At 66.8% G+C, this 25,101-nt stretch carries 25 protein-coding genes; 15 read left to right on the top strand and 10 right to left on the bottom strand.

Translation table 11 applies throughout. The annotated features are described in order from the left end of the window. The first annotated feature begins 3 nt into the window (after positions 1 to 3). Entirely contained in the window at positions 4 to 663 is a 660-nt protein-coding gene (locus AAHK21_RS25430; RefSeq protein WP_367858743.1) for a cyclopropane-fatty-acyl-phospholipid synthase family protein, read from the top strand. Beyond that, complete coding sequence (gene ribD / locus AAHK21_RS25425) at positions 660 to 1,574, top strand: bifunctional diaminohydroxyphosphoribosylaminopyrimidine deaminase/5-amino-6-(5-phosphoribosylamino)uracil reductase RibD (RefSeq protein ID WP_367858742.1); 915 nt, start codon at positions 660 to 662, stop codon at positions 1,572 to 1,574. The genes AAHK21_RS25430 and ribD overlap by 4 nt, the downstream gene beginning before the upstream one ends. 130 nt (positions 1,575 to 1,704) lie before the next feature. Here ribD and AAHK21_RS25420 read toward each other — a convergent pair whose 3' ends face one another. Together AAHK21_RS25420 and AAHK21_RS25415 are read right to left on the bottom strand one after the other, a co-directional pair. After that, a complete protein-coding gene (locus tag AAHK21_RS25420; RefSeq protein WP_046855205.1) occupies positions 1,705 to 2,433 on the bottom strand; it encodes a trans-aconitate 2-methyltransferase in 729 nt (242 codons plus the stop codon). Further along, positions 2,430 to 3,857 carry an MFS transporter gene (locus AAHK21_RS25415; protein WP_367858741.1) on the bottom strand — a complete coding sequence of 476 codons (1,428 nt, stop codon included), beginning with the start codon at positions 3,855 to 3,857 and terminating at the stop codon, positions 2,430 to 2,432. The genes AAHK21_RS25420 and AAHK21_RS25415 overlap by 4 nt, the downstream gene beginning before the upstream one ends. Before the next feature lie 134 nt (positions 3,858 to 3,991). Here AAHK21_RS25415 and AAHK21_RS25410 point away from each other — a divergent pair, with 134 nt between their 5' ends. The 3 genes from AAHK21_RS25410 to AAHK21_RS25400 all read left to right on the top strand — a co-directional run bounded on the left by AAHK21_RS25410 (position 3,992) and on the right by AAHK21_RS25400 (position 5,173). After that, positions 3,992 to 4,312 carry a YbjQ family protein gene (locus AAHK21_RS25410; protein ID WP_023632483.1) on the top strand — a complete coding sequence of 107 codons (321 nt, stop codon included), beginning with the start codon at positions 3,992 to 3,994 and terminating at the stop codon, positions 4,310 to 4,312. A 141-nt stretch (positions 4,313 to 4,453) separates the two neighbouring features. After that, the gene (locus AAHK21_RS25405; protein WP_023632482.1) at positions 4,454 to 4,642 is read left to right on the top strand and encodes a hypothetical protein; all 189 of its coding nucleotides are present in this window, start codon (positions 4,454 to 4,456) and stop codon (positions 4,640 to 4,642) included. A gap of 225 nt (positions 4,643 to 4,867) precedes the next feature. Further along, the gene (locus AAHK21_RS25400) at positions 4,868 to 5,173 is read left to right on the top strand and encodes a hypothetical protein (protein WP_046855207.1); all 306 of its coding nucleotides are present in this window, start codon (positions 4,868 to 4,870) and stop codon (positions 5,171 to 5,173) included. A 53-nt stretch (positions 5,174 to 5,226) separates the two neighbouring features. On the opposite strand, the gene AAHK21_RS25395 is transcribed toward AAHK21_RS25400, so the two are convergent. The 3 genes from AAHK21_RS25395 to ampC form a co-directional block, all read right to left on the bottom strand. Then, positions 5,227 to 5,559: a hypothetical protein gene (locus tag AAHK21_RS25395; protein WP_046855208.1), complete on the bottom strand. Its 333-nt coding sequence runs from the start codon at positions 5,557 to 5,559 to the stop codon at positions 5,227 to 5,229. 306 nt (positions 5,560 to 5,865) lie between these two features. Then, positions 5,866 to 6,489 carry a glutathione S-transferase family protein gene (locus AAHK21_RS25390; RefSeq protein ID WP_367858740.1) on the bottom strand — a complete coding sequence of 208 codons (624 nt, stop codon included), beginning with the start codon at positions 6,487 to 6,489 and terminating at the stop codon, positions 5,866 to 5,868. Position 6,490: 1 nt separating this feature from the next. Then, positions 6,491 to 7,630 (bottom strand): class C beta-lactamase, encoded by a 1,140-nt coding sequence (ampC, locus tag AAHK21_RS25385; RefSeq protein ID WP_367858739.1) that lies wholly within the window; start codon positions 7,628 to 7,630, stop codon positions 6,491 to 6,493. A 133-nt stretch (positions 7,631 to 7,763) separates the two neighbouring features. Here ampC and AAHK21_RS25380 point away from each other — a divergent pair, with 133 nt between their 5' ends. Further along, positions 7,764 to 8,756 carry a bile acid:sodium symporter family protein gene (locus AAHK21_RS25380; protein WP_367858738.1) on the top strand — a complete coding sequence of 331 codons (993 nt, stop codon included), beginning with the start codon at positions 7,764 to 7,766 and terminating at the stop codon, positions 8,754 to 8,756. Positions 8,757 to 8,790: 34 nt separating this feature from the next. Here AAHK21_RS25380 and AAHK21_RS25375 read toward each other — a convergent pair whose 3' ends face one another. Further along, positions 8,791 to 10,107, bottom strand: coding sequence for a hypothetical protein (locus tag AAHK21_RS25375; RefSeq protein WP_367858737.1), 1,317 nt, complete (start codon positions 10,105 to 10,107; stop codon positions 8,791 to 8,793). A 218-nt stretch (positions 10,108 to 10,325) separates the two neighbouring features. On the opposite strand from AAHK21_RS25375, the gene AAHK21_RS25370 reads away from it, so the two are divergent. The 9 genes from AAHK21_RS25370 (at position 10,326) to AAHK21_RS25330 (ending at position 21,636) form a co-directional block, all read left to right on the top strand. Then, positions 10,326 to 11,540 (top strand): sugar transporter, encoded by a 1,215-nt coding sequence (locus tag AAHK21_RS25370; protein ID WP_367858736.1) that lies wholly within the window; start codon positions 10,326 to 10,328, stop codon positions 11,538 to 11,540. A 192-nt stretch (positions 11,541 to 11,732) separates the two neighbouring features. Next, positions 11,733 to 12,218 (top strand): DUF2165 family protein, encoded by a 486-nt coding sequence (locus tag AAHK21_RS25365; protein ID WP_367858735.1) that lies wholly within the window; start codon positions 11,733 to 11,735, stop codon positions 12,216 to 12,218. Positions 12,219 to 12,232: 14 nt separating this feature from the next. Continuing rightward, positions 12,233 to 13,327, top strand: coding sequence for an efflux RND transporter periplasmic adaptor subunit (locus tag AAHK21_RS25360; protein ID WP_046855215.1), 1,095 nt, complete (start codon positions 12,233 to 12,235; stop codon positions 13,325 to 13,327). 18 nt (positions 13,328 to 13,345) lie between these two features. Then, a complete protein-coding gene (locus AAHK21_RS25355; protein WP_367858734.1) occupies positions 13,346 to 16,429 on the top strand; it encodes a MexW/MexI family multidrug efflux RND transporter permease subunit in 3,084 nt (1,027 codons plus the stop codon). Then, positions 16,426 to 17,820, top strand: coding sequence for an efflux transporter outer membrane subunit (locus tag AAHK21_RS25350; RefSeq protein WP_367858733.1), 1,395 nt, complete (start codon positions 16,426 to 16,428; stop codon positions 17,818 to 17,820). Before AAHK21_RS25355 ends, AAHK21_RS25350 begins: the two co-directional genes overlap by 4 nt. Positions 17,821 to 18,025: 205 nt before the next feature. After that, on the top strand, positions 18,026 to 18,247 hold the full coding sequence (locus AAHK21_RS25345; protein WP_023632740.1) for an MbtH family protein: 222 nt from the start codon (positions 18,026 to 18,028) through the stop codon (positions 18,245 to 18,247). A 4-nt stretch (positions 18,248 to 18,251) separates the two neighbouring features. Beyond that, positions 18,252 to 18,971, top strand: a complete 720-nt coding sequence (locus tag AAHK21_RS25340; RefSeq protein WP_046855218.1) for a thioesterase II family protein — start codon at positions 18,252 to 18,254, stop codon at positions 18,969 to 18,971. 1,034 nt (positions 18,972 to 20,005) lie between these two features. Continuing rightward, the gene (locus AAHK21_RS25335; RefSeq protein ID WP_367858732.1) at positions 20,006 to 20,557 is read left to right on the top strand and encodes a hydrolase; all 552 of its coding nucleotides are present in this window, start codon (positions 20,006 to 20,008) and stop codon (positions 20,555 to 20,557) included. An 11-nt stretch (positions 20,558 to 20,568) separates the two neighbouring features. Continuing rightward, complete coding sequence (locus AAHK21_RS25330; RefSeq protein WP_367858731.1) at positions 20,569 to 21,636, top strand: DUF1615 domain-containing protein; 1,068 nt, start codon at positions 20,569 to 20,571, stop codon at positions 21,634 to 21,636. A 42-nt stretch (positions 21,637 to 21,678) separates the two neighbouring features. On the opposite strand, the gene AAHK21_RS25325 is transcribed toward AAHK21_RS25330, so the two are convergent. From AAHK21_RS25325 to AAHK21_RS25310, 4 genes are read right to left on the bottom strand one after another with little or no spacing between them, the layout of a single operon-like run. After that, a complete protein-coding gene (locus AAHK21_RS25325; protein WP_367858730.1) occupies positions 21,679 to 22,548 on the bottom strand; it encodes a zinc ABC transporter substrate-binding protein in 870 nt (289 codons plus the stop codon). Further along, positions 22,545 to 23,444: a metal ABC transporter permease gene (locus AAHK21_RS25320; protein ID WP_023633107.1), complete on the bottom strand. Its 900-nt coding sequence runs from the start codon at positions 23,442 to 23,444 to the stop codon at positions 22,545 to 22,547. Before AAHK21_RS25320 ends, AAHK21_RS25325 begins: the two co-directional genes overlap by 4 nt. Next, positions 23,444 to 24,190, bottom strand: coding sequence for a metal ABC transporter ATP-binding protein (locus AAHK21_RS25315; RefSeq protein ID WP_046855221.1), 747 nt, complete (start codon positions 24,188 to 24,190; stop codon positions 23,444 to 23,446). Before AAHK21_RS25315 ends, AAHK21_RS25320 begins: the two co-directional genes overlap by 1 nt. Further along, complete coding sequence (locus AAHK21_RS25310; protein ID WP_367858729.1) at positions 24,187 to 25,098, bottom strand: metal ABC transporter substrate-binding protein; 912 nt, start codon at positions 25,096 to 25,098, stop codon at positions 24,187 to 24,189. The genes AAHK21_RS25315 and AAHK21_RS25310 overlap by 4 nt, the downstream gene beginning before the upstream one ends. Between the last annotated feature and the right edge of the window lie 3 nt (positions 25,099 to 25,101).

Here is a 25,101-nt window from a genome sequence, read left to right as displayed (position 1 = left end):
ACGATGAGCAAGCAAGTAAGCGACTTCATGCCCCAGGGCGACTACCGCAAGGCCCTCGACACCTCGTTCGTGCACCGCTACAGCCACGGCGAGGACGAGTGGTCGTGGGATGTCGGCATGATCCAGGCGGCCCAGGCTTTCCTGGAACGGCTCGACCCGCAGGGTGACCAGCATGTGCTGGATATCGGCGTGGGTCGTGGCCGCGATGCCTCCACCTTTATCCTCGCCGGGCACCGCGTCACCGGGCTGGATATCGTCGAGAACTCCAGCTGGCCACTGCTGCGCAAGCGCTGGGGTGATCGCCTCGACCTGGTGAACAAGGCCATGCAGGACTGGCAGCCGGCGTCGGGAACGGTGTTTGACGCGGCCCTGGACAACGGCTGCTTCCACCATCAGCACCCGGACGAGTGGGGCCCTTACCTGGCCCATGTGCGCCGCCTGCTGCGCCCCGGCGCGCTGGTCGGGCTGAACGTGTTCGGGGTCGATGATGCCCACCCCGAGGCGGGGTGGCGGGAAATGGACAACCAGCGCCAGGGCTATTTCTTCACCGACGCTGGCATCCGCCAGACGCTGGAGGCCCATGGCTTCACCTGGCAGGACCTGGAGGTGATCGAGCGTCAGCATGGCGAGGCCCGCTATCTGCTGGCGCTGGTCCGCACGTGAGTGCGCTCGACCGCCATTACCTGGACATGGCCCTGGCGCTCGCCAGCCAGGGCCTGTACAGCACCATGCCCAACCCGCGGGTCGGCTGCGTGATCGTCAACGATGGCCAGGTGGTGGGGCGCGGCTGGCACCAGCGCGCCGGCCACGCCCATGCCGAGGTGCACGCCTTGCAGGAGGCAGGCCCTGCGGCGCGCGGGGCCACCGCCTATGTGACGCTCGAGCCTTGTGGTCACCATGGGCGCACCCCGCCGTGCGCCGATGCCCTGGTGGCCGCCGGGGTGCGTCGGGTGGTCACGGCCAGTGCCGATGCGTCGCAGAGCATCGGTGCGCTTCGGCTGCGCGAAGCGGGCATCGCGGTCGAGGCGATGCCCTGTCCCACGGCGCGAGCACTCAATCGCGGGTTTTTCTCGCGCATCGAGCGCCAGCGCCCCTGGGTGCGGGTATTGCGGCCGGCGGCGCTGGCCATTGGCGCGATGGGTGAGGGCGCGATGCTCAGCCATTGCGACGAGCAGGCGCCGCTGGAGCACTGGCGGGGCAGGGCCTCGGCGTTGTTGACCACCTGTGACTGGGTCAAGGCCTGCGACCCGTCGCTGCTGGCGCAGGTTCCGGCACAGCGAGTCGAGCCGGTGACACCCTTGCGGGTGCTGGTTGATCAGGGGCTCGATTGCCCGGCCTCGGCCAAGGTGCTGGATGGCCTTGCTCCGACGCTGGTGCTGCATACGGCGCAGGCGATGCGTGACGGGCGCTATGCCCGGGCGCGCTGCCAGGTGATCGAGGAGGTTGATGCTCAGCGGGTGTTGCAGGCGTTGTACGCGCTCGACTGCAATGAAGTCCAGGTCGAGGCGCAGCCTGCGTGGTGCGAGGCTCTGGCGCGCCAAGGGCTGGTGGATGAGTGGCTGGTGCAGGTGTGAGCGGGGACGCCTTGTGCGTCCCATCGCTGGCAAGCCGGTTCCTACGGGATGGCGCATGGCTTGAGGTTGGACGCGATCGGTGTGGGAGCCGGCTTGCCGGCGATGCGCCGCGTAAGCGGCGCCAGCGATCTCAGCGGCTGCAGATCAACCCGACTTGCAGGCTGTTCTGTTCGAACAGGTCCCAATACCCCGGCGGATGCGCCTTCTTGCGGATGCCGCTGATCAGCGGGGCGATCCAGCGCACATTGCGCAGGCCCACGTCATGGGCGGCCTGCTCGTAGACCGCCTTGTGCCAGCGGTAGTAGGTGAAGTCCGCCGGCGGCGTGCTCATGAACTGTCCCTGGCAGCGGAATCCGCCTTCGACCGGCTGTTCGTCCAGGACGCGGATGCCGTACTCGGTGAAGTTGCCACGGGCCAGGTCGAAGGCCGGGTTGGCGGTGTAGGCAATCAATCGACCGGACGGCTTGAGGTTGAGGGCGACGCTTTCGAACATGCGCCGCAGCTCCTCGACGCTGCCGGCGTAGTTGAACAACCATGCCGCAGTGACTTTGTCGAACTGGCCGATCTGGCCCATCTGCGCCACGTCGCGCACTTCGTAGGCAATGCCGTCATTGGCCTGGCGCGCCTGGTAGATCATGCTCGGCGAGATGTCCACGCCATGCACCCGCGCCGCGCCCCAGTCCTTCAGGCGGCGGCTGAAGAAACCATGGCCGCAGGCCAGGTCGAGGATCTCCTCGCCGATCACTTCGCCGGCCATGTAGCGAAAGGTGTCGACCTCGACCCCGCGCTGGCTGGCGTGGCTGGTGAAGTCCTCGAACTGCTCGCTGATGCGCTCGTAGACTTCCTTGGATTCCTTCATGGGCACTCCTTGCGTTCAGAGGTGAGGCGCAGCGCCAATGGCAGGGCCAGCAGCGGTGCGCAGGCGAATACGGCGAACAGCCACAGCGCCGCACTGCGTGCGCCTTCCACGCCACCGGGCTCGACCAGCCCGGCGCTGTTGGCCACCAGGCCGGCCAGGGCCGCAGCCAGCGCGGTGGCATACAGCTGCACGGTGGTGATCGAGGCTGAAGCGAGGTTCTCCTCGCCGGGGCGCGCCGCCTGCAGCACGCGGGTAAGCAAGTGTGGCCAGCCCAGGCCGATGCCCAGGCCGACGCCGGCCAGGGCCAGGGCAAACAGGGCCAGGCCCGGCGCGCTGGCGACCCACGCCAAGGCGGGTGTCAGCAGTGCCAGGGCCAGCAACGCCAGGGCCACCAGCAGCGGGCCGCAGCGAATCTGCCAGGCACCGCCATCGCGATCACGCCCGGCGCTGGCCAGGGCGCCGACCGTCCAGCCGGCGGCCATCACGGCCGTCAGGTAGCCCGCGGCCAGGGGGCCGAAGCCATGGATGCGCTGCAGGAAGTAGGGCACATAGATCTCGGTGGTGATGGCCGCGACCAGCAGGCACATCATGGCGAACAGTGCGCCCATCGGTTGCCTGAGGCTGTAGGCGCCGGTGGGTAGCAGGTGGTGGCGGGCGCGGGGATCGAGGCGGGCGATCAGCGCGGCGATGGCCAGGCCGGCGACGATCCCGCCCAGGTTGACCCACAGTGAGTCGGCCAGGCTGGCCGCGCAGATCGCCAGCACCGAGGCCACCAGGCAGGCGATCAGGCCATAGGCCGGGCGGGTGCCATTGTCGTCCAGCGCCTGGCGCGCCGGCAGGCGCAGGCAGACGATCAGCGCCAGGGCGGCGGCCACCGGCAGCAGCGACCAGAATGCCCAGCGCCAGTGCCCGCCCTCGGCGAACACGCCGCCCACGGCCGGGCCGCACAGCGTGGCCACCCCCCACATCGCCGAGACCAGGGCCATGGCGCGGGGCCACAGGCGACTCTCGAACACCAGGTGGATCAGCGCATAGCTCAAGGCGAACAGGATGCCGCCGCCCAGGCCCTGCACGCTGCGCCCGACCAGCAGCAGCGGCATGCTGGTGGCCATTGCGCACACTGCCGAACCGAGGGTGAACACCAGCAGTGCCAGCAGGTAGGCGACCCGTGGCCCACCGCGGGCCAGCAGGCGGGTGGAAAGGGTGGAGCCGATGATCGAGGCCACCACGAACAAGGTGGTGTTCCAGGCATAGAAGGCCAACCCGCCGATTTCGTCGATCACCGTGGGCAGCAGCGTGGTGACGATATAGACATTGACAGCGTGCAGGGCGACACCGCCGGCCAGGGCGATCGAGCGCAGCGCATTGCCACCGCTGAGCAATTCGCTCCAGCGTGCGGGGGGCTGTTCGGGGATGGCGGTCATGAAGGCTCCTTGCGTGATCCTGCGCTGGGAGTCTAGGAGCCGGAAAATCATTATTCAAGAAGTTGCTTGTGTAATTTGGCCGCAGTGGATTTGTTAGGATCGTGCTCTTTTGTCTTGTTCCAGGAGCTTCACCCATGATCATCAGCACCACCAGCCAGCTCGAAGGCCGCCCCGTTGCCGAATACCTCGGTGTGGTCAGCGCCGAATCGGTGCAGGGGATCAACTTCGTGCGCGATTTCTTCGCACGCTTTCGCGACTTCTTCGGTGGCCGTTCGCAGACCCTGGAGAGCGCGCTGAAGCTGGCCCGTGAGCAGGCCACCGAGGAGCTTGTGGCGCGGGCACGGCAGTTGCAAGCCGATGCAGTGGTGGGCGTGGACTTCGAGATCAGCATGCCGTCGGTGCAGGGCGGGATGGTCGTGGTGTTCGCCACCGGTACGGCGGTGCGCTTGAAGTAAGGCCAGTTGCCACTGGTCGGGCAAGGAGGTTTTGTCCGGCTGGTCTGCAAATGACCGGCTAGTCTCACTTCTAACGGGCCGCTGCTTCACTAGGCAGGTGCATTGCCTGCCGGCACGGTCGCCATTGGAGGGAGTCAGGGCATGAGCGAATCTTTTTTTGAAGACCTGAACGATGCGTTTCCGATCAACAGCCAGGTGCGCTGCGGGCAAGCGGCTTTGCGCCTGGGCTTTGCCAACATGACCCTGGATGAATCGGAGCAACTGCAGCCGGCGCACCTGCAACGGGCCAAGAAGGGGCGGTTCACGCCGCGTGTACCGTCGAAAAAGTGAAACAGCACATTAGCGGGGCAAGCCCGCCCCCACAGACCTTGCTAGAAATCTGTGGGGGCGGGCTTGCCCCGCGATCATGGTTGTCCGAACACTGCAAAACCGCCCAACGGCATGCATTTCCCGTCATTTCTTGATCCCGCTCATGGTATCGGCGCGTCCCGCTCGCCGCCGGCTCGAGGCTGTGCTTTTCTTGCGCGGCATTTCAGACACGGAGTATCGACTTCAATGCGAATCAGGGAAGAGACCTACTGGCAATGGGCCGATGCACAGTTGCACAGCCGCAGCCATGACGAGGAGTTGAGCGACGGTACCAGCTTTGATGTGCAGGTGCGCCTGTCCCGGGTTGGCGCCACGCAGCTGTTTCTCGGGCTGTACGCCCGCGACGGCAAGGCATTGCTGGAGGAGTACTACCCCTCGCGCCCGGGCGAAACCATGACCCGCGCCCTGGTGTGGGGCGTTGACCGCGCTCGCGCCCTGGCCACGGGCGCCTTGCCGCTGCCCGAAGCCATGCCGCGCAGGCGCCAGGCATGAAAAAGCCCGGCCTTTGTCGGGCCGGGCTCAAGAAACGGTGGAAAGCCGCAGGATCAGTTCAACGCGTCGATCACCTTGATTGCCTGCCGCTCACGGGCGGTCGGCCATTCTTGTTGCAGGGTCTCGAGCACACGACCGACGAAAGAGGTGTCGGCGGCGGCCTTCTTGCCGACGTAGCCCTGGCCACGGCGGTAGACCTTGAAACGGGCGCGCATGCTCGGCATGTGCGATTCGAACTCGTCTTCGACCGTGTTCGGCGGCAGGCGATCCAGGCGGACCTCGCCGGACTGGCTGACCCACAGCAGGTGGTCGTCGAGGCTGTCCTTGCGCGCGGCGAACAGCTGGGCCAGTTGGTCGATGGTTGGATTGTTGTTCAAGTTCATCATAAAGCCCCCATTACTCACATTCGTTGGTGAAGTTCGTCTGAAGTTCACATTGGCGCCACACCATGTAGCGCGCTAACCAAGGCTGCTACAGCAGCTTCGCAACAGGGGCTTTCTCACGCTGCCTTCTGGGCAGTTTCCCTCTCCACGGACGGCCTGCGTTACCGCGCAGGCCGTCTGGAACACCCTTGCCACCGCTCCCGATCAGGGAGACGGCCTCATCATGCCCAAGACCCGGGAAGGGCGTCAACAGCTTTGTAGTGAAAATTTTCATGCACTACATCTTGTCTGACAATCCACCTCCGATGTTCATGGCAAGCCGTTGTCGCCGTGCTCGAGGAAGCCCGGGCGCTGTCGCAGGCGTGCATGATAGGCGGCAAGCGCTGGCAGCGGCGGGTGCTCCAGTGGGGTGCGTAGCCAGCGGTTCAGTGACAGGCCGATGGCCACGTCGGCCAGGCTGAAGGCGTTACCGGCGACGAAGGCGCCGGTCGCTTCAAGGCGCTGTTCGAGCAGGCGCATCTTCGCCATCCATTGGGCGCTGGTGCTGGCCAGTTGCGCCGGTTCCTGATGGGCCGGGGACTGGCGCACCAGCGACAGGAACGGGTAGCGCCAGGCGTCTTTGAGGTCGGTAGCCTGCCAGTCCAGCCACTGGTCCACCGCGGCGCGAGCCCGGGGAGCGCCAGGGTAGAGGTGGGCGCCGCCATGCTGGTTGGCGAGGTAGCGCAGGATGGTGTTGGATTCCCACAGGACGAAATCTCCATCGACGATCACCGGCACCATGGCATTGGGATTGAGCCTGAGGAACTCGGGCGAGTCGGTGGACTGGAAGCCGCTACCCCAGTCCTCGCGTACGAACGGCAGGTTCAGTTCGACGCAGGTCCACAGCACCTTGCGTACATTGATCGACGAGGCCTTGCCAAGGACTCTGAGCATGTCAGTGCTCCAGGCTGGAGAAGATGCGCTGTGCGGCGCGTACCCGCTCCTCGTTGGGATAGTTGCGGTTGGCCAGCAGCACGATGCCCATCTGTTTCGACGGCACGAACGCCACGTAGGCGCCAAAACCGGTGGTTGCGCCGGTCTTGTTGTACCAGGCGGCGGGTTCGGCGGGCAGTGCCGGGGTCAGTGCGCGGGTGGCGTTGGGCTCGCGGACCAGCCTGGCACCGTTGTAGTCCAGCAGGGTGTCGAGGGCGACTGGATAGGGGTAGCGCTCCCAGCCCAGGCCCTGGGTCATGGCGCCGACCTGGAAGTAACCGGACTGGGTGATGGCGATGGCTTGGCGCAGGGCGGGGTCGAGTGCGGCCGGTTGCAGTTGCAACTGGACATAGCGCAACAGGTCGCTGGCGCTGGTCTTGATGCCGTAGGCCTGCTCGGCGTAAGGGCCCGGGCTGACCCGCACAGGCTTGTCCTTGGCGTCGTAGCCCTGGGCATAGAGGCCACGGGCGTTGGCCGGTACTTCCAGGTAGGTGTGCTCGAGGCCCAGCCGGGGCAACAGCCCCTGGGTCATCAGCTCGGCGAATGGCCGCTTCTGCGCGCGGGCTGCCAGGTCACCGAACAGGCCCAGGCTGGGGTTCGAGTAGCAGCGCTGGGTGCCGGGTTCGGCGCGGCGTTGCCAGTGCTGGAACCAGGCCAGGGTCTGCTCCTTCGTCTGCACCTCGTCGGGGAACTGCAGCGGCAGGCAGTCGCCGCTGTAGGCGCCCAGCTCAAGCACCGTGGCGCTGCCGATCGGCGCCTTGGCCAGGGCGGGCTGGTAGCGGCTGGCGGGCGCCGCGAGGTCGAGCTTGCCTTCGGCGCTGGCCAGGGCGGCGAGGGTGGCGGTGTAGGTCTTGCTCACCGAGCCGACCTCGAACAGGGTGTCGCGGGTCACTGCCTGGCCGCTGGCCTTGTCGGCCAGGCCATAGTTGAAATAGTGCGCTTGGCCATTGGCATACACTGCCACGGCCATGCCGGCGATGCCGTGCTCGCGCATCAGCGGCTGGATGACGCCATCGACGCTGTGCTGCAGGTCGTCTGCCAACAGCGGTGGCGCGGCCAGTGTCAGGGCAGTGGCCAGCAGCAGGTGTGGGGGACGTTTCATGGACCAAGGTTCCTTTTCGTGATTCAGCCGCCAGGTTGTCCGTTGGGCGACACTGGCGGGGGTTCCGGCGTTAGCGGCATAAAGGCCGAGACCTTATCGTCCAGGCTTGCACAAAGACAAGACGGAACCTGTGATGAGATATTTGCGCATGCTGTTCGACAACTTCACCCTGGCCCTGCTCGGGGTGGTGTTCATCGCCACCGTGCTGCCGTGCGCAGGCGACGGCGCGGTGCTGTTCGGCTGGCTGACCAACCTGGCCATCGGCCTGCTGTTCTTCCTGCACGGCGCCAAGCTGTCGCGCGAGGCGATCATCGCTGGTGCCGGCCACTGGCGCCTGCACCTGCTGGTGTTCTCCTGCACCTTCGTGCTGTTCCCGCTGCTGGGGCTGGCGTTCAAGCCGCTGTTCGTGCCGCTGGTGGGCAACGAGCTGTACCTGGGCGTGCTCTACCTGTGCGCCTTGCCGGCCACGGTGCAGTCGGCCATCGCCTTTACCTCGCTGGCCCGTGGCAACGTACCGGCGGCGATCTGCAGCGCGGCGGCCTCGAGCCTGCTGGGGATCTTCCTCACGCCGCTGCTGGTGGTGATGCTCTTGGGCGCCTCGGGCGACACCGGCTCCGGGCTGGACGCGGTGCTGAAGATCACCTTGCAGTTGCTGGTGCCCTTCGTCGCCGGGCAGATCGCCCGCCGCTGGATCGGTGCCTGGGTCAAGCGCAATGCGCGCTGGCTGAAACTGGTGGACCAGGGCTCGATCCTGCTGGTGGTGTACACCGCCTTCAGCGAGGCGGTGGTGACAGGGTTGTGGCATACGGTGTCGCCGCAGCACCTGGCGGGCCTGTTCGCCGTGTGCGGGATCCTGCTGGCGGTGGTGCTGCTCGGCACGCGGCTGCTCGGGCGGCTGCTGGGCTTCAATGTCGAGGACCGCATCACCATCCTTTTCGCGGGTTCCAAGAAGAGCCTGGCGACCGGCGTGCCCATGGCCCAGGTGTTGTTCGTCGGCGGTGGCATCGGCGCGATGATCCTGCCGTTGATGCTGTTCCATCAGATCCAGCTGATGGTCTGCGCGGTGCTGGCCCAGCGTTATGCGGCGCGGGTCGAGGAGGGCGGGCAGGCGACGGCGGCTTCCTGAGACGCATGCCTTGCCGCAGGCCCGCGCCAGCGACCTACCAGGCCAGCGGCCGGTCGAAGCCTTTCCAGCACAACCAGCGGCGCACCTCGCCATGCGCCCCCGTGCCGATCTGCCACTGCGGTCGGCCACGGTCCAGGGCGATCTGCGAAATGAACCCGGCATGGCTGGCCACCACCAGGGTGCGGCCGTCGGCGCTGATGTCCATGGCGCTGATGGTCGAACCAAGATAGTGCTGCCAGTGCTCATGGCCGTCCTCGCCGAAGGCGCGCAGGTAGCCATGGGCGTCACCGACGATGTATTCGCCGTCACGGGCCACCCCGGCGTAGACCCTCGCGCCGCCCTGCAGCAGTGGCGTGCGTGGGTCCTTGCTGTAGAAACCGGTATCCAGCCCCGGCAGGTCGGCCACCCGCACGCCGAGTGTGCCGCCCTGATAGAAGTGGCAGGCATTCAGGATCAACTGGTCGCCCCGGCGGTTGAACAGCGCGAAGTGCGGGTATTCGCTGGCCGGGCCGATCTCTGCGATGCGCCTGAACTGCTCGTCGAGCACCAGGTGACGGCCGCATTGTTCGCCCAGGGCAACCAGCCTGCCGTCCGGTGACAGCGCGGCATGTGCCATGGTCAGGCCCAGGGCGATGTCGTCCGGGTCGGTGCCCTGGCGCAGTTCCGCGAGAATGTCGTCCTCGCGTGGCAGCAGACGTGTGGCGCCGGCGGCGGAAAGCACGAAGATGCCGTCGCTGCTGACCAGCAGCACCCGCTGGCCATCGGGGAAGGGCAGCAGCGCGGTGGGCGTCGGCGGCAGGTCGAAGGGGTCGAACGGGTAGCCCGCCGGCAAACCTTCCAGGCCATGGGGCCAGGCCAGCCGGGCCACCTGCGGGCCGCCCCAGCCATCGGTCACGCGTACCCCCTCGGCGTTGGCCAGGGCGTAGTAGCGCCGCCCTGGGCAGCGCCCGAAATGCTCGACACCGATCACCGGCGTGACGCCCTGGCCATCGAGGCGCAGCACCTGGCCGCGCTCGAACGGCATGCCGATGCGCACCAGCAGGCTGCCGTCGTCGAGCAGCAGCAGGTTGCCGATGCCCTGGGCCTGTTCGTCGAGCAATGGCAGCAGCGGCAGGTGAGCCGGGGGCCAGGCTTCGCGGAACAGCTGGCGTTGCTGCTCGTCGGTGCCCGGGCGGTTGATGGCCAGTAGCGCCGCCTGCCAGGCCTCGAGCAGGTGCTCGGTGGCCGGTGCCTGTGGTTCCTCCAGATTGTCCCAGCCTTGCGCGTGGCCCTGCGCGACATAGCGGTTGATGGCCTCGGCATAGGCGATGACCGCCTCGCGCCATTGCTGCTGGGGGTGTTGCTTGTCCATGGGCGGATCGAACTCCTTGTTCCGCAGGGTAGGTGATGTGCGACAAAAAGGTGCACGCAGGCGCGCATGGTACTCCGTCCGCACCTGCGGTTGTGAGGCCCCGCCTTGATGCGTACCATGCCGGACATCCTTTCAATAAAAAACGTGCATCACCGGCCTGGCATCTGGGCAGGCGATGCGCGTCCTGTTGCCTTGTCCGCGGAGAAAAACGTTTTCACATGAATGGTCCCGTCCCCACCTCCATGCCTCCCACCGCCGGCAGCGGCAGTTGGCTGAGCGTCATCGCCCTGGCGCTGGCGGCGTTCATCTTCAATACCACCGAGTTCGTCCCGGTGGCGCTGCTCAGCGATATCGGCCGCAGCTTCGAGATGAGCACCGCACAGGTCGGCCTGATGCTGACCATCTACGCCTGGGTGGTGGCGCTGGCCTCGCTGCCGATGATGCTGGTGACCCGCAACATCGAGCGCCGCCGCCTGCTGCTGCTGGTGTTCCTGGTGTTCATCGTCAGCCACCTGATGTCGTGGCTGTCGCAGAGCTTCGCCATGCTGCTGGTCAGCCGCATCGGCATCGCCCTGGCCCATGCGGTGTTCTGGGCCATTACCGCGTCGCTGGCGGTGCGTGTGGCGCCGCCCGGCCAGCAGGCCAAGGCGCTGGGCCTGCTGGCCACCGGCACTACCCTGGCGATGGTCATGGGCATCCCGCTGGGGCGCGTGGTGGGTGAGGCGCTGGGCTGGCGCATCACCTTCCTGTGTATCGCCGGGGTTGCGCTGGCGACCATGCTCTGCCTGATGAAGTCGCTGCCGCTGCTGCCGAGCCAGAACTCCGGCTCGCTGCGCAGCCTGCCGGTGCTGTTCAAGCGTCCGGCGCTGGTGATCACCTACATGCTGGTAACCCTGGTGATCACCGCGCAGTTCACCGCCTACAGCTACATCGAACCCTTCGCCCTGCACGTGGCGCGGATCAGTGGCGAACACACCACGTTGCTGCTGTTGCTGTACGGCGGTGCCGGGGTGTTCGGCTCGGTGCTGTTCAGCCGCTACAGCGAGCGTTTCCCCCATGGCTTCCTGGTGGGTGCCATCGGCGCCCTGGCCGCGTGCCTGCTGTTGATGTTGCCGCTGTCGGGTAATTTCCAGGTGTTCGCCGCCCTGAGCATGGTCTGGGGCGTGGCGATCCTGAGCTTTAGCCTGGCCTTGCAGTCCAAGACCCTCAAGCTTGCCTCGGACGCCACCGACGTGGCCATGGCGTTGTTCTCCGGCATCTACAACATCGGTATCGGCGGCGGTGCGTTGCTTGGCAGCATTGTCAGCAGCCAGGTGGGCGTGGCGCATATCGGCCTGGTGGGGGGCGGCGTGGCGGTTGTCGGCCTGGTGCTGGCGCTGGCCAGTACCCAGCGCTTTCGCGAAGCCCTGACCCGAGTGCCTGGGCAGGCGTGAGCTTGTCTAGCGCTGCGCTGTCACATTACCTGCCCCGGGTAACGCCGGGGCACTGACCCGCATCAACGCTCCCTCGATCATGCGCCCCTGTAATAGGGGCGCTTGTGTATCGGCAAGGCTGCCTCTAATATCCAAGCGTTTTCTTGTGTAATTGCCTGGCGTCCCGCCCAGGCCATCAATACGGACGTTGATATGGATTTGCACACCTCCCTGTGGCTGTTCCAGGCCATCCAGGCCGTGGGCCTGGCGTTGTGGCTGAGCATCGCGGTATTGAACAACCTGCAGGCTTTCGCCAGCTCCGTCGGCGCCATTGGCGCCACCTTGGCCATGGCGCCCCTGCGCCAGCCGCCGGCCATCGAATTCCCCTTGCTGCGCAGGGCCTGTCATTCGGCGGGCCTGGCCCGCGTCGCGCTGCTGGTGATCCTGCTGCTGCAGATCGTCGCCAGCCTGGCGGCCTGGGTCGGCACCTATGGGCTGATCGTCGTGCAGGACCCGCTCATGGCCCGCACCTGGTTGAACCTGGCGCTTGGCGCCTTCCTTGCCTTCACCTTCGCCATGCTGCTCGGGGGCCTGTGGTTCGGCTACTGGATACGCCAGGAAGGCCTGCAGCTCACCCACCTGGTGCTGGTGCTGTGGGCGACACTGGCGTTCTTCCTGTTCAACCTGGATTGGGCCTGAGGCGAGGACGCGCAATGAATAGCAAGGCAATACTTGGCAGTGCCCTGGTGCTGGCGCTGGTTACCGCCGGTGGCCTGGCCTGGCGCCACACCGGGCAGGCCCAGGCCACGGCAGCCGCGCCGCGGCACCTGGTCAAGGTGGCCCTGGCCACGGTACAGAAAGCACCGCAGAAACGCGCCTTCGCCGGCGTCGGCGAGCTGGAGGCGGTGCACCAGGTGCTGGTGTCGGCCGAGATCGGCGGGCGGGTGACGGCGATCAACTTCAGCTCCGGCCAGCAGGTGCGCAAGGGTGATGTGCTGGTCACCCTCAACGATGCCCCGGAGCAGGCCGAGCGCCTGCGCCTGAAGGCCCAGCTGGACAATGCGCGGACCAACTACCGGCGGGTCAAGGACCTGCTGCGCGAGAACGCCGCCACCCAGGAACAGCTGGACAACGCCCTGGCGGCCCGCGACATGGCCCAGGGCGAGCTGGCCCGTACCGAGGCGGTGATCGCCCAGAAGGCGGTGCGCGCCCCCTTCGACGGGCGCCTGGGCATCCGCCGGGTGAACCAGGGCCAGTACCTCAATGTCGGCGACCCGGTGGTCAGCCTGATCGACACCCGCAGCCTGTACGTCAACTTCTCCCTCGAGGAGCAGCTCAGCGCCCAGCTGCGTACCGGCCAGGCGGTCGAGGTGCGCTTGGATGCCTTCCCCGATACGGCCTTCACCGCGCATATCACCGCCATCGACCCCCTGATCGGCCGTTCGCGCACGGTGCAGGTGCAGGCCACCCTGGCCAAGCCCGATGCGCGCCTGTCGGCCGGCATGTATGCCAGCGTGCAGGTAGCCAGCCCCGATGACGGCCAGGTGCTGACCGTGCCGGAAACCGCCGTGGCCTACACCGCTTACGGTGACACGGTGTTCGTCGCCCGCCACGATGCCGCCGCCGATGCCCTGGTGGTACAGCGCGTGGCAGTGCGTACCGGTGAGCGCCAGGCCGGCCGTGTGGTGATCGAGCAGGGCTTGCGCGAGGACGACCAGGTAGTGGTGTCCGGGCAGTTGCGCCTGAGCGACGGCGCCGCCGTGCAAGCCACCGAAGACACCCTGCAGGCCCCGGCCAGCGGCGCCTGACCCCAGCGAGAACACGCCATGACATTTACCGACCTGTTCGTGCGCCGGCCTGTGCTGGCGCTGGTGGTCAGCACCTTGATCCTGCTGCTGGGGCTGCTGTCGCTGCTGCAGTTGCCGATCCGCCAGTACCCCTTGCTGGAAAGCTCGACCATCACCGTGACCACCGAATACCCCGGCGCCCCCGCCGAGCTGATGCAGGGTTTCGTTACCCAGCCGATCGCCCAGGCGGTGTCGTCGGTGGAGGGCATTGACTACCTGTCGTCCTCGTCGGTGCAGGGCCGTAGCCTGGTGACCGTGCGCATGGAGCTGAACCGCGACTCGACCCAGGCCCTCACCGAGGTGATGGCCAAGGTCAACCAGGTACGCTTCCGCCTGCCGGAGCGGGCCTACGATCCGGTGATCGAGCGCTCGGCGGGCGAGTCCACGGCGGTGGCCTACATCGGTTTCGCCAGCGCGAGCCTGCCGATCCCGGCCATGACCGACTACCTCACCCGGGTGGTCGAGCCGCTGCTCAGCACCATCGAGGGCGTGGCCAAGGTCCAGGTGTTCGGCGGCCAGACCCTGTCCATGCGCCTGTGGATCGACCCGGCGCGCCTTGCCGCCCGGGGCCTGACCGCGGCCGACGTGGCCGAGGCGGTGCGCCGCAACAACTACCAGGCGGCGCCGGGCAAGGTGAAAGGGCAGTATGTGATCGCCAACATCCGCGTCGACACCGACCTGACCTCGGTCGGCGATTTCCGCGAGCTGGTGATCCGCAACGATGGCAACGGCCTGGTGCGCATCCGCGACATCGGCACCGTCGAGCTGGGCGCGGCTTCGGCCGAGACCAGCGCCAGCATGGACGGCGTAGCGGCGGTGCACCTGGGGCTGTTCGCCACCCCGGGCGGCAACCCGCTGGTTATCGTCGACGGCATCCGCCAATTGCTGCCGCAGATTCGCCAGACCCTGCCGCCGGACGTCAAGGCCGAGCTTGCCTTCGAGACGGCGCGGTTCATCCAGGCCTCCATCGACGAGGTCACCAAGACCTTGCTCGAGGCCCTGGCAATCGTCGTGGTGGTGATCTACCTGTGCCTGGGCTCGCTGCGCACGGTGCTGATCCCGGTGGTGACCATCCCGTTGTCGATGCTCGGCGCCGCGGCGCTGATGCTGGCGTTCGGCTTCAGCGTCAACTTGCTCACCCTGTTGGCCATGGTGTTGGCGGTGGGGCTGGTGGTGGACGACGCCATCGTCGTGGTGGAGAACGTCCACCGCCATATCGAGGAAGGGCGCACCCCAGTGGCGGCGGCGTTGATCGGCGCCCGCGAGGTGGCCGGGCCAGTGATCGCCATGACCATCACCCTGGCGGCGGTGTACGCGCCGATCGGCATGATGGGCGGCTTGACCGGCGCGTTGTTCCGCGAGTTCGCCCTGACCCTGGCCGGGGCGGTGGTGGTCTCCGGCGTGGTGGCCCTGACCCTGTCGCCGGTGATGAGCTCGTTCCTGCTCGACGCCCGCCAGTCCGAGGGGCGCATGGCCCATGCGGCCAACCGTTTCTTCGACTGGCTGGCCGAGCGCTACGCCCATGTACTGGGCTTCTCGCTGAAACACCGCTGGATCAGCGTCGGTTTCGCCTTGCTGGTGCTGGTCAGCCTGCCGCTGCTGTACGCCTTGCCGCAGCGCGAGCTGGCGCCGACCGAGGACCAGGCCGGGCTGCTCACTGCGATCAAGGCGCCACAGCACGCCAACCTGGCCTATGTGGAGCGCTTCGCCGACAAGCTCGACGCGGTCTACCGGACCCTGCCAGAGACTGTCAGCACCTGGATCATCAACGGCAGCGACGGCATCGCCTCAGGTATTGGCGGCATCAACCTGCAACCGTGGAGCGAGCGCGAACGCAATGCCTCGCAGATCCAGCTCGACCTGCAGGCGGCGGTGAACGATGTCGAGGGCACCAGCATCTTCGCCTTCCAGCTGCCCGCGCTGCCGGGCTCCACCGGCGGCCTGCCGGTGCAGATGGTGCTGCGCAGCTCCCAGGACTACCGGGTGCTGTTCGACACCATGGAGCAGGTCAAGGCCAAGGCGCGACAGAGCGGCCTGTTCGCCGTGGTCGACAGCGACCTGGACTACAACAACCCAGTGGTGCAGGTGCGCGTCGACCGGGCCAAGGCCAACAGCATGGGTATCCGCATGCAGGACATCGGCGAGTCGCTGGCGGTGCTGGTGGGCGAGAACTACCTCAACCGTTTCGCCCTGGATGGCCGCTCCTATGATGTGATCGCGCAGAGCCCGCGTGACCAGCGCCTGACCCCTCAGGCCCTGACCCGGCAGTACGTGCGTAGCGAGGAGGGCCGGCTGGTGCCGCTGTCCACGGTGGTGCAGGTCAGCGAGCAGGTCGAGCCCAACCGCCTGACCCAGTTCAACCAGCAGAACGCCGCGACCTTCCAGGGTATTCCGGCGGCCGGCGTCACCCTGGGCGACACCGTGGCCTTCCTCGAGCAGGTCGCCGCCGAACTGCCGGCGGGCTTCAGCATCGACTGGCAGTCCGACGCACGCCAGTACCAGCAGGAAGGCAATGCCCTGATGCTGGCCTTCCTCGCCGCCGTGGTGGTGATCTACCTGGTGCTGGCGGCGCAGTACGAGAGCCTGGTCGATCCGCTGATCATCCTGATCACCGTGCCGCTGTCGATCAGTGGCGCGCTGCTGCCACTGGCGCTGGGGGTGGCCACGGTGAACATCTACACGCAGATCGGCCTGGTGACGCTGATCGGTCTGATCAGCAAGCACGGCATCCTCATGGTCGAGTTCGCCAACACCTTGCAGGCCGAGCAGCACCTGGACCGGCGCACGGCCATCGGCAAGGCGGCGCAGATCCGCCTGCGGCCGATCCTGATGACCACGGCGGCCATGGTGGTGGGGCTGATCCCGCTGTTGTTCGCCTCTGGTGCCGGCGCCGCCAGCCGCTTCGGGCTCGGCGTGGTGATCGTCACCGGGATGCTGGTCGGCACCTTGTTCACCTTGTTCGTGCTGCCGACCATCTACAGCCTGCTGGCCCGTGACCATGCCAGCACGGCGCGTTCGGCGCGGGCCCGCTCGTTGGCCGAAACCCTGGAGAGCCAGCCATGAAGCCGGTATTCGTCGTATCCCTGGTGGCCCTGGCCTTGTCGGCCTGCAGCGTCGGCCCCGACTACCGCAAGCCCGAGGCACCTGCCAGTGGCCTGCACAGCCCGCAGCGCGCCGCCTTCGCCGCACGTGGCGAGATGCCGGAGCAGTGGTGGCGGTTCTTCGACGATCCGCAACTGGTGCGCCTGGTCGACCAGGCCCTGGCCAACAACCACGATATCCGCCAGGCCCATGCCAACCTGCTGGCGGCGCGGGCGCTATTCGACGACCGCAGCCTAGACCGCTACCCCTGGGTCACTGCCCGCGCCGGCTACAACCAGAGCCTGGAGCAGCAGCAACCGGCCGATGGCAGCGACCCGCGACGCATGCGCACCGAGCAGTACCGCGCCGGGTTCGACGTGCAGTGGGAGATCGACCTGTTTGGGCGCCTGCAACGCCTGACCGACGCCGCCGAGGCGCGTGCCGACGCGGCGGCGGCGGACCTGCGCCAGGTGCGCCTGAGCATCGCCGCCGAAGTAGCGCGCAACTACTACCTCAAGCTCGGCCTCAAGCGCAGCCTCGTCGTGGCCGAGGACCAGGTCGAGGCCTGGCGCGAGACCCTGCAACTGACCAGCGCCCAGGTGCGCGCCGGCAGTGGTCAGTACGAGGATCAGCAGAACGCCCATGCCAACCTGCTGCTCAGTGAGGCGGCGGTGCCGCCGCTGCAGGCGGCCATCGAGCAGGCCAGCTATCGCCTCGATGTGTTGACCGGGCAGGTGCCGGGCAGCCTGGAGCAGGGCGCCGCGCCGTTCCTGCCGCCGTTGGCGCGGCAGTTGCCGCTGGGCGACGTCGATGCGCTGATTGGCCAGCGACCTGATGTGGTCAGTGCCGAGCGTGAGCTGGCGGCCAGCACCGAGGATGTCGGCGCGGCCACCGCCGAGCTGTACCCACGGTTGGACCTGGGCGGTTTCATTGGTTTCTTCGCCTTGCGCAGCGGCGACCTGGGCAGCGCGGCCCGCGCTTATGAGCTGGCACCGATGGTTACCTGGCCGGCCTTGCGCCTGGGCAATGCCCGCGCGCGCCTGCGGGTGCGCGAGGCGCTGGCCGAGGGCAGCCAGGCGCGCTACCAGCAGGCGGTGCTGCTGGCCCGCGAGGAAGTGGAGAACGCCGTCACGCAACTGGTGCGCAACCAGGCGCGGCTGCAAAGCCTGGTGGCCTCTGCCGGGCACGGCAGCGAAGCCATCGACATCGCCAACAAGCGCTATCGGCGCGGGGCCGGCACCTACCTGGCGGTGCTCGAGAACCAGCGTGCGCTGTTCTCGATCAAGCGCGAGGTGGCGGAGGCGGAGACGGCCTCGTACCTGGATGCGATTGCGCTGTACAAGGCCTTGGGCTGGGGGAGTGAGTCCCAGTAGCACCAGACGATATCCTGTCGTGCAAACAAGGCTGGCAAACGCAGGAGCGGATTCATCCGCGATGCGCCGCGCGGGCGGCGCTCGATCTTGAGCGCGCCGCAATGCTATCGTCGAGCGCCCCTAATTTTCCCCGCGCTCTTTTCGTTTTCATGGAAGCCGCCCTGCGCCCGGCGCGTTCGGCCCTCATCATTCAAGGAGACAGGCAATGACTTCCGTTTTCGACCGCGACGATATCCAGTTCCAGGTAGTGGTCAACCACGAAGAGCAGTATTCCATCTGGCCCGACTACAAGGCGATCCCCAATGGCTGGCGCGCGGTGGGCAAGAGCGGCCTGAAGAAGGACTGCCTGGCCTACATCGACGAAGTCTGGACCGACATGCGCCCGCTGAGCCTGCGCCAGAAGATGGCCGAAGTCGCGGCGCAATAAGGCGGTGTCGACCCTGAACCTGCTGTGCCTGCCGTATTCCGGTGCCAGTGCGATGGTCTACAGCCGCTGGCGGCGCAAGCTGCCGGCCTGGCTGCAGGTGCGCCCGGTGGAGCTGCCCGGGCGCGGTGCGCGCATGGCTGACCCGCTGCATACCGACCTGCGGGCCCTGGCCCGGCAGTTGGCCCATGAGCAGCGCGCCGTCACCCATGCGCCTTACGCCGTGCTCGGGCACAGCCTGGGGGCGCTGGTCGCCTTCGAGCTGGCCCATGAACTGCGTGCACTCGGCTGCCCGCCGCCAGTGGCCTTGTTCGCCTGCGGCACTGCGGCGCCGACCCGGCGCGAGGATTACGCCGGTGGCAAATGGACCGAGCCGCGTGGCGATGCCGAATTGATCGCCGAGCTGCGCAAGCTGGGTGGTACCTCCGAGGAAGTGCTGGCCAACGAAGAGCTCATGAGCCTGACCTTGCCCATTGTGCAGGCAGATTTCCTGCTTTGTGGCCGCTATGCGTACGAGCAGCGCCTGCCGTTGCAATGTCCCTTGCATGTATTCGCCGGCGAGAACGATCGCGCCAATGACGAACAGTTGCAGGCCTGGGGGCGGGAGACGGTTGGCGAGTATTCGCTGGCTAAGTTTCCGGGAGGGCATTTCTTTATTCATGAGCATGAAGATCGTGTGCTTGATGTGCTTTGCAGGACGTTGGAGCCATTGCGGCTTTGTGCGTGATAGGCGGGGTGGTTTTTAGAATTCGTCTTGTAGTTTGATAATTCTGCAGTGGCCTCATGCCTGGTTGTCGGCGAGAGGCCTGACTGCATATAAGAACTTCAAACTCCCAATCCAGAACTTATTTTCTTGCTCTTGCTCTTGCTCTTGCTCTTGCTCTTGCTCTTGCTCTTGCTCTTGCTCTTGCTCTTGCTCTTGCTCTGCTTTTGCTTCTAAGTGCGCAATAGTTCAGGCGACACAAATTGCGACTTCAGGAGGCCGAACGGAGGTCTTGCGAAGGGAGGTGACGGGCATGGATGCCCGTCAAGCGCTGCGCCCCAGGATGGGGCGTTCAGCGCGGTCCTCCCGGGAGCAAGGCCGGAGTGAGGGGACCCCGGAGCGAAGCGTAGGGGCCGGATGAATGGAGCGAGGATTTTTTGGTTCCTTTTTGATCCTTCAAAAAGGGACCCGCCGTAAGGGCGGAAAGGTGATTATGCGTCACCATCGCAAATGAATGCGCATATAACTTTCGAGACGCACGCTGTGTAAGTCAAAGTCAAAGTCAAAGTCAAATGCGATTGGCGTGGGTTTTTACAGTTGTAAGCGCATTCATTTGCTATACTGACGCATATTCACCCTTTCGCCACCCGGCGAGTCACTTTTTGTCAAACGCGACAAAAAGTAACCAAAAAACGCTGCGCTCCATTCATCCGGCCCTCCGCTTCGCTCCGGGTCCCCTCACTCCGGCCTTGCTCCCGGGAGGACCGCGCTGAACGCCCCATCCTGGGGCGCAGCGCTTGACGGGCATCCATGCCCGTCACCTCCCTCCGCAAGACCTGCGTTCGGCCTCCTGAAGTCGCGAAGTTACGGGCGGCGCCTGCACTGGCGCAGCTGTCGCTAGCGGGCTTCGGGGGTAGACTCCTGATCGGCAACGGCAACGGCAACGGCAACGGCAACGGCAACGGCAACGGCAACGGCAACTTGCCCAGGTGCTGCTTTGATTGACGTCATCCCGCGCCTGGGTAAGGCTAGCCTTTTCCCCAGGCATGAGGCTGACAATGCTGATCGATCCTCGCAAGGCCACGCTGTTGGTCGTCGATATCCAGGAAAAGCTCATCGGCGCGATGAGTGACCCCGAGGGCACTGCGGCCCGCGCCCGCTGGCTGCTGGCGGCAACCGCTGAACTCGAACTGCCCACCGTGATCTCCGAGCAATACCCCAAGGGCCTGGGCCACACCTTGGCCACCCTCAAGGCCGCGACGCCAGCCGCTGAGATTGTCGAGAAAATGCACTTCTCCTGTGTTGCCGCCGAATGCCTGCCGCACAGCCTGCTGGCGCGCGAGCAGGTCATCGTCTGTGGCATGGAAACCCATGTCTGCGTGCTGCAGACCGTGCTCGGCCTGCTGGCCCTGGGCAAGCAGGTGTTTGTGGTCGAGGATGCCTGCGACAGCCGCACCCCGGCCAGCAAGGCGGCGGGCCTGGCGCGCATGCGCGATGCCGGGGCGCAGGTGGTCACCCGCGAGATGGTGCTGTTCGAATTGCTGGGCAGCTCCAGCCATCCGCTGTTCCGCCAGATCAGCAAGACCTACCTGGTGGGGGAGCAACCCTGAACGGGCGTCTGTTGGCCTTCGGGCTGCTGGCTCTCGGTCTGCTGCAGGGCTGCGCCGGGCGCCGCGAAGAGGCGGCGGAGGCCGATCCGGCCAAGGTCCACGCCCAGCTCATGCGCCTGCTACCGGCCCAGGTCAAGGACCGTCAGGGCTGGGCCGAGGATATCCAGGTGGCGTTCCAGGCCCAGGGCATCAGCCCGAGCAAGAGCAACCTGTGCGCCGTACTGGCAGTGACCGAGCAGGAGTCCACCTTCAATGCCGACCCTCAAGTGCCAAACCTGGGGCGCATCGCCCGGGAGGAGATCGACCGCCGGGCGGCGCGGCTGCATGTGCCCCAGCTGCTGGTCGATGGCGCCCTGAGCACGCCTTCGGCCAACGGCAAGACCTACCAGCAACGCCTGCTCGCCGTTCGCAGTGAAAAACAACTGAGCGCCCTGTACGACGAGGTGATTGGTGGCCTGCCGCTGGGGCGTTCGTTGCTGGGCGGGCTGAACCCTGTGCGTACCGGCGGGCCGATGCAGGTTAGTGTGGATTTTGCCGAACAGCACGCCAAGGGCTATCCCTACGACCATCCGGGTAGCATTCGCCAGGAGGTGTTCAGCCGCCGTGGCGGGATGTACTTCGGTATTGCCCATCTGCTGGGTTATCCGACCCATTACCAACGCCAGCTGTACCGCTTCGCCGACTTCAACGCCGGCTGGTACGCCAGCCGCAACGCCGCGTTCCAGGCGGCGCTGAGCCGCGCCAGTGGGGTAACGCTGGCGCTCGACGGCGACCTGATCGCCCCCGGCGCGATCATGCCCGGCACCACCGAGCAGGCGGCGCGCAAGCTGGGGGCGAAGTTGGGGCTGCGTAATCCGCAGATCAGGGCGCAGCTGGAGAAAGAGAATGACCTGGCGCTGGAGGAGACCGAGCTGTACCGCAAGGTCTTCGCCCTGGCCGAAGCCAAGGCCGGCAAGCCCTTGCCAAGGGCGGTGCTGCCGGGGATCGAGCTGAAAAGTCCGAAGATCACTCGCAAGCTGACCACGGCGTGGTTTGCCGGAAGGGTGGATGAGCGTTATCAGCGTTGCATGAAGCGTTGACGTGGTTCATGCAGGAGCGGCACCGCCGCTCCTGCAAAAGCTTCAACTGTTGCCGAGCGCCTTGACCACCTGCTCGACACTGGCCTTGAGCCCGGCCACGGTATCCTCCGCATCGCTCTCTACCACCAGCAGCTTCGCCCCGGCGGCGGCGATCACTTCGGCTACCTTGGCATCTGGCTGGCGATGGTGCAGCACCAACGCCACGTCCTGCGCCTTGAGGTTGTCTCCAAGCGCCTTGAGCGCCGCTTCGTCCCACTTGTCGTCGGCCGGCAGCGCCTGCTCGACCACGTCCAGGTTCAGCCCGCTGGCCAGGTAGCCCAGGCGTTCGGACAGGCTGACCACGGTCAGGTTGTCGACCTCGGCCAGGCGCGTCTGGCTGTTGGCGGTCAGCTCCAGCATCTGCCGCTTGATGCCGGCCAGGTTGGCCTGGATCTTCGCTTTGTCCGCTGGCGAGAGGCGCTCCAGGTCATTGGCCACCACGTCGGCCATGCGCCCCAGGTTGGTCGGGTTGAGCCAGGGGTAGGCGGCGAAGGCTTCGTCACCCTTGACCGCGATACCGGGCAGGGCGCCGTCCACCGGGCGCGCGGCGTCGATCTCGACGATGCGGATGTTGCTGCGCCGGGCCATGGGGTAGAGCGGGTCGTCGCGCCAGATCGAGCGCACGCCGATCACCGCGTCGGCCTGTTGCGCCACCTTGTGCAGGCTGGCGCCGCCACGGCCGCTGAAGTACGAGGGCTGGCGGCTGGCCGGCAGGTTGGCCGGCGCGGCGCGCTTGAGCTGCACCGAGGTGCCGTCGAGCAAGGCGCTGGCCAGGCTGTGGGTCACCGGCAGGGTGGTCAGTACTTCGGTGGCGCCCGCCAGCAGCGGCAGGCCGCTCAGGGCCAGGGCCAGGGTGAGTTTCTTCAGGGTCATGCCGGGTTTCCTTGCAGGCGTGGGACGAGGGCGCGGGCCAGGGCGCAGAGGGCGAAGCAGATCCCGGCGACCAGGATGATCGCCGCGCCCGAGGGCACCGGCAGGTCGAAGACGATCGGCAGCAGGATGCCGAGCAACGTGCTCAGGGTGGCGATGATCACCGAGACGAAGAAGAAGCCCTTGAGCGACTGGCTGACCAGCCGTGCCGCCGCCGCCGGGATCACCAGCAGGGCGCCGACCAGGATCGCGCCGATCACCTTGACCGAGGCCACCGTGACCAGGGTCACCAGCACCACGAACAGGTAGTCGAGGGTCTTCACCGCCACCCCGCGCACCGCCGCCAGCTGCGGGTTGAAACTGGCCAGCATGATGCGGTTGTACAACGGCAGGGCCAGGGCCAGCACCAGCACCGCGACGATGCCCAGCACCAGCAGGTCGTGGGCGCTGACGGTGAGTACCGAGCCGAACAGCACGTTTTCGAGGATGTGCACGTTGATCTTGCCGGCCAGCATCAGCAACAGGCTCGCGCCCAGGGCCAGCGACACCGAGAGGAACACGCCGATCAGGGTGTCGGGCGACAGACCGGTGCGGTTGCGCAGGAAGTTGAGCAGGATGCCGAACAGCAGGCAGTAGCCGAACAGGCTGCCGTACGGGCCGGTGTAGGGCTCGCCGAGCAGGATGCCGATGGCCACCCCGGTAAGCGCCGCGTGGCCGACCGCCTCGGAGAAGAAGGCAAAGCGCTTGACCACCACCAGGGTGCCCAGGCCGCCGAGGACCGGGCCGATCATCAGGCCCGCCAGCAGGGCGTTGACCACGAAGCCGTAGGCCAGTGCCTCGGGCAGATAGCCAGCCGTGGCCCAGTCCTGGACCAGTTGGCGCAAGGTTTCGAAACTCATCAGGCAAGGCTCTCGCTGCGCGGGTGAACGGAGAACAGTCCGAGCAGGCGCTCGGGAGTCAAGGCCTGGGCCGGCGGGGCGTCGAACAGCACCTGGCGGCTCAGCCCGGTGACGCGGTCGGCCAGGCGCAGCACCGCTTCGAGGTCGTGCTCGATCCACAGCACGGTGGTGCCGGCCTGGCGCCAGCCGTGCAGCAGTTGCTCGAACACCTGGATACCGGCCTCGTCGAGGGCCGACATCGGCTCGTCCAGCACCAGCAGCTGCGGCTCGGGGATCAGCCCCTGGGCCAGCAGCACGCGCTGGCGCTCGCCGCCGGAGAGGGCGCCCATGCGCCGCTTGCGCTTGTCGAGCATGCCCACCCGTTGCAGCGCCGCGTCGATTTGCGGGCGCACGCGCCGCGACAGGCCGAGGAACGCCGGGCGGCGCTGGCACATGGCGGCCATGAAGTCATCCACGGTCATCGGCAGGCCGCGGTCGAACTCCAGGGCCTGGGGCACGTAGCCGATCACCTCGCGCTCGCCGGGCCAGTGCAGGGTCAACTGGCCCTGGTGCGGCATCTGCCCGAGCAAGGTCTTGATCAGCGAGCTCTTGCCGCCGCCGTTGGGGCCGACAATGGCGTGCACGCTGCCCGGGGCGACACTGAAACGCACGTTCTCGAGGATGCGCGTGCGGCCGAGGGTGAGGTCGATGCCGTCGAACTCGATGCGCGGTCCGCAGGCGCTGGTGAGGTTGGCGGCGGCGGTCATGTGCGGTTTTCCTGGATGGCCTGGACCACGGTGTCGAGGTTGCGCTTCATCTCGACCTCGTATTTTTCCTTGGTGTAGTCGCCGTAGGAAATGTGGGTGAGGGGGTAGATGCGCACGCCGGACTCGCGGTGGATGGTGTCGACATAGGCCGAGGGGAAGTCCATCTCCGAGAAGATCACCTTCACGTCCAGCGCCTTGAGCTGGTCGATGGTCTTCTTCAACTGCGCCGGGCTCGGCTCGATGCCATGGGCAGGCTCCACTACGGCGGTGACTTCCAGGCCGAAGTCACGCACCAGGTAGTCGTAGGCGGCGTGGATGGTGGCCACGCGGAAGGTCGCGTCCGGCGCCTGGGTGACCTTGGCCAGGGCCTCGGCACGCAAGCCACGCAGGCGCTTGGCGTAGGCACGGGCGTTCTGCGTATAGAAGTTGGCGTTGTCGGGGTCGAGCTTGCCCAGTTCGCGGGCGATGTTGTTGACCTGGGCGATGGTGGCGCTGATCGACAGGAAGGTGTGCGGGTTGACCACCTTGCCAGCGCCGCGGGCGGCGATGCCGGTGGCCGCCAGCAGCGGCACGTTGGCGTTGGACTCGATGGTCCTGATGTCGGGCTTTTCGCTGGCGGCGATCATGCGGTCGGCGAAGTCGTCGTGGCCGACGCCGTTGAGCACGATCACGTCGAGGCTGCCGATGCGCTTGATGTCCTCGGCGCGCGGCTCGTAGGCATGCGGGTTGAAGCCGGCCGGGATCAGCGGCACCACTTCGGCCTTGTCGCCGACAATGTTGCTCACGTAGCTGTAGTAGGGGTGCAGGGTGATGCCGATGCGCAGGGGCTTGCCGTTGTCGGCGAGGGCCAGGGCGGGCAGGGCGCAGGCCAGGAGCAGCGCCAGGGTGCGGCGGGCGAAGCGGAGCATGGG

The organism is Pseudomonas sp. TE50-2 (genome assembly GCF_040813665.1).
GTDB lineage: Bacteria > Pseudomonadota > Gammaproteobacteria > Pseudomonadales > Pseudomonadaceae > Aquipseudomonas > Aquipseudomonas soli.
This window is presented reverse-complemented; position numbering and strand designations above follow the sequence as displayed.

What these genes read in the sequence shown, in the direction of transcription:
- AAHK21_RS25430 (WP_367858743.1), top strand. Translation starts at nt 4, where the DNA reads ATGAGCAAGCAAGTAAGCGACTTCATGCCCCAGGGCGACTACCGCAAG.
- AAHK21_RS25420 (WP_046855205.1), bottom strand. Translation starts at nt 2,433, where the DNA reads ATGAAGGAATCCAAGGAAGTCTACGAGCGCATCAGCGAGCAGTTCGAG.
- AAHK21_RS25415 (WP_367858741.1), bottom strand. Translation starts at nt 3,857, where the DNA reads ATGACCGCCATCCCCGAACAGCCCCCCGCACGCTGGAGCGAATTGCTC.
- AAHK21_RS25410 (WP_023632483.1), top strand. Translation starts at nt 3,992, where the DNA reads ATGATCATCAGCACCACCAGCCAGCTCGAAGGCCGCCCCGTTGCCGAA.
- AAHK21_RS25405 (WP_023632482.1), top strand. Translation starts at nt 4,454, where the DNA reads ATGAGCGAATCTTTTTTTGAAGACCTGAACGATGCGTTTCCGATCAAC.
- AAHK21_RS25400 (WP_046855207.1), top strand. Translation starts at nt 4,868, where the DNA reads ATGCGAATCAGGGAAGAGACCTACTGGCAATGGGCCGATGCACAGTTG.
- AAHK21_RS25395 (WP_046855208.1), bottom strand. Translation starts at nt 5,559, where the DNA reads ATGATGAACTTGAACAACAATCCAACCATCGACCAACTGGCCCAGCTG.
- AAHK21_RS25390 (WP_367858740.1), bottom strand. Translation starts at nt 6,489, where the DNA reads ATGCTCAGAGTCCTTGGCAAGGCCTCGTCGATCAATGTACGCAAGGTG.
- ampC (WP_367858739.1), bottom strand. Translation starts at nt 7,630, where the DNA reads ATGAAACGTCCCCCACACCTGCTGCTGGCCACTGCCCTGACACTGGCC.
- AAHK21_RS25380 (WP_367858738.1), top strand. Translation starts at nt 7,764, where the DNA reads ATGAGATATTTGCGCATGCTGTTCGACAACTTCACCCTGGCCCTGCTC.
- AAHK21_RS25375 (WP_367858737.1), bottom strand. Translation starts at nt 10,107, where the DNA reads ATGGACAAGCAACACCCCCAGCAGCAATGGCGCGAGGCGGTCATCGCC.
- AAHK21_RS25370 (WP_367858736.1), top strand. Translation starts at nt 10,326, where the DNA reads ATGAATGGTCCCGTCCCCACCTCCATGCCTCCCACCGCCGGCAGCGGC.
- AAHK21_RS25365 (WP_367858735.1), top strand. Translation starts at nt 11,733, where the DNA reads ATGGATTTGCACACCTCCCTGTGGCTGTTCCAGGCCATCCAGGCCGTG.
- AAHK21_RS25360 (WP_046855215.1), top strand. Translation starts at nt 12,233, where the DNA reads ATGAATAGCAAGGCAATACTTGGCAGTGCCCTGGTGCTGGCGCTGGTT.
- AAHK21_RS25355 (WP_367858734.1), top strand. Translation starts at nt 13,346, where the DNA reads ATGACATTTACCGACCTGTTCGTGCGCCGGCCTGTGCTGGCGCTGGTG.
- AAHK21_RS25350 (WP_367858733.1), top strand. Translation starts at nt 16,426, where the DNA reads ATGAAGCCGGTATTCGTCGTATCCCTGGTGGCCCTGGCCTTGTCGGCC.
- AAHK21_RS25345 (WP_023632740.1), top strand. Translation starts at nt 18,026, where the DNA reads ATGACTTCCGTTTTCGACCGCGACGATATCCAGTTCCAGGTAGTGGTC.
- AAHK21_RS25335 (WP_367858732.1), top strand. Translation starts at nt 20,006, where the DNA reads ATGCTGATCGATCCTCGCAAGGCCACGCTGTTGGTCGTCGATATCCAG.
- AAHK21_RS25325 (WP_367858730.1), bottom strand. Translation starts at nt 22,548, where the DNA reads ATGACCCTGAAGAAACTCACCCTGGCCCTGGCCCTGAGCGGCCTGCCG.
- AAHK21_RS25320 (WP_023633107.1), bottom strand. Translation starts at nt 23,444, where the DNA reads ATGAGTTTCGAAACCTTGCGCCAACTGGTCCAGGACTGGGCCACGGCT.
- AAHK21_RS25315 (WP_046855221.1), bottom strand. Translation starts at nt 24,190, where the DNA reads ATGACCGCCGCCGCCAACCTCACCAGCGCCTGCGGACCGCGCATCGAG.
- AAHK21_RS25310 (WP_367858729.1), bottom strand. Translation starts at nt 25,098, where the DNA reads ATGCTCCGCTTCGCCCGCCGCACCCTGGCGCTGCTCCTGGCCTGCGCC.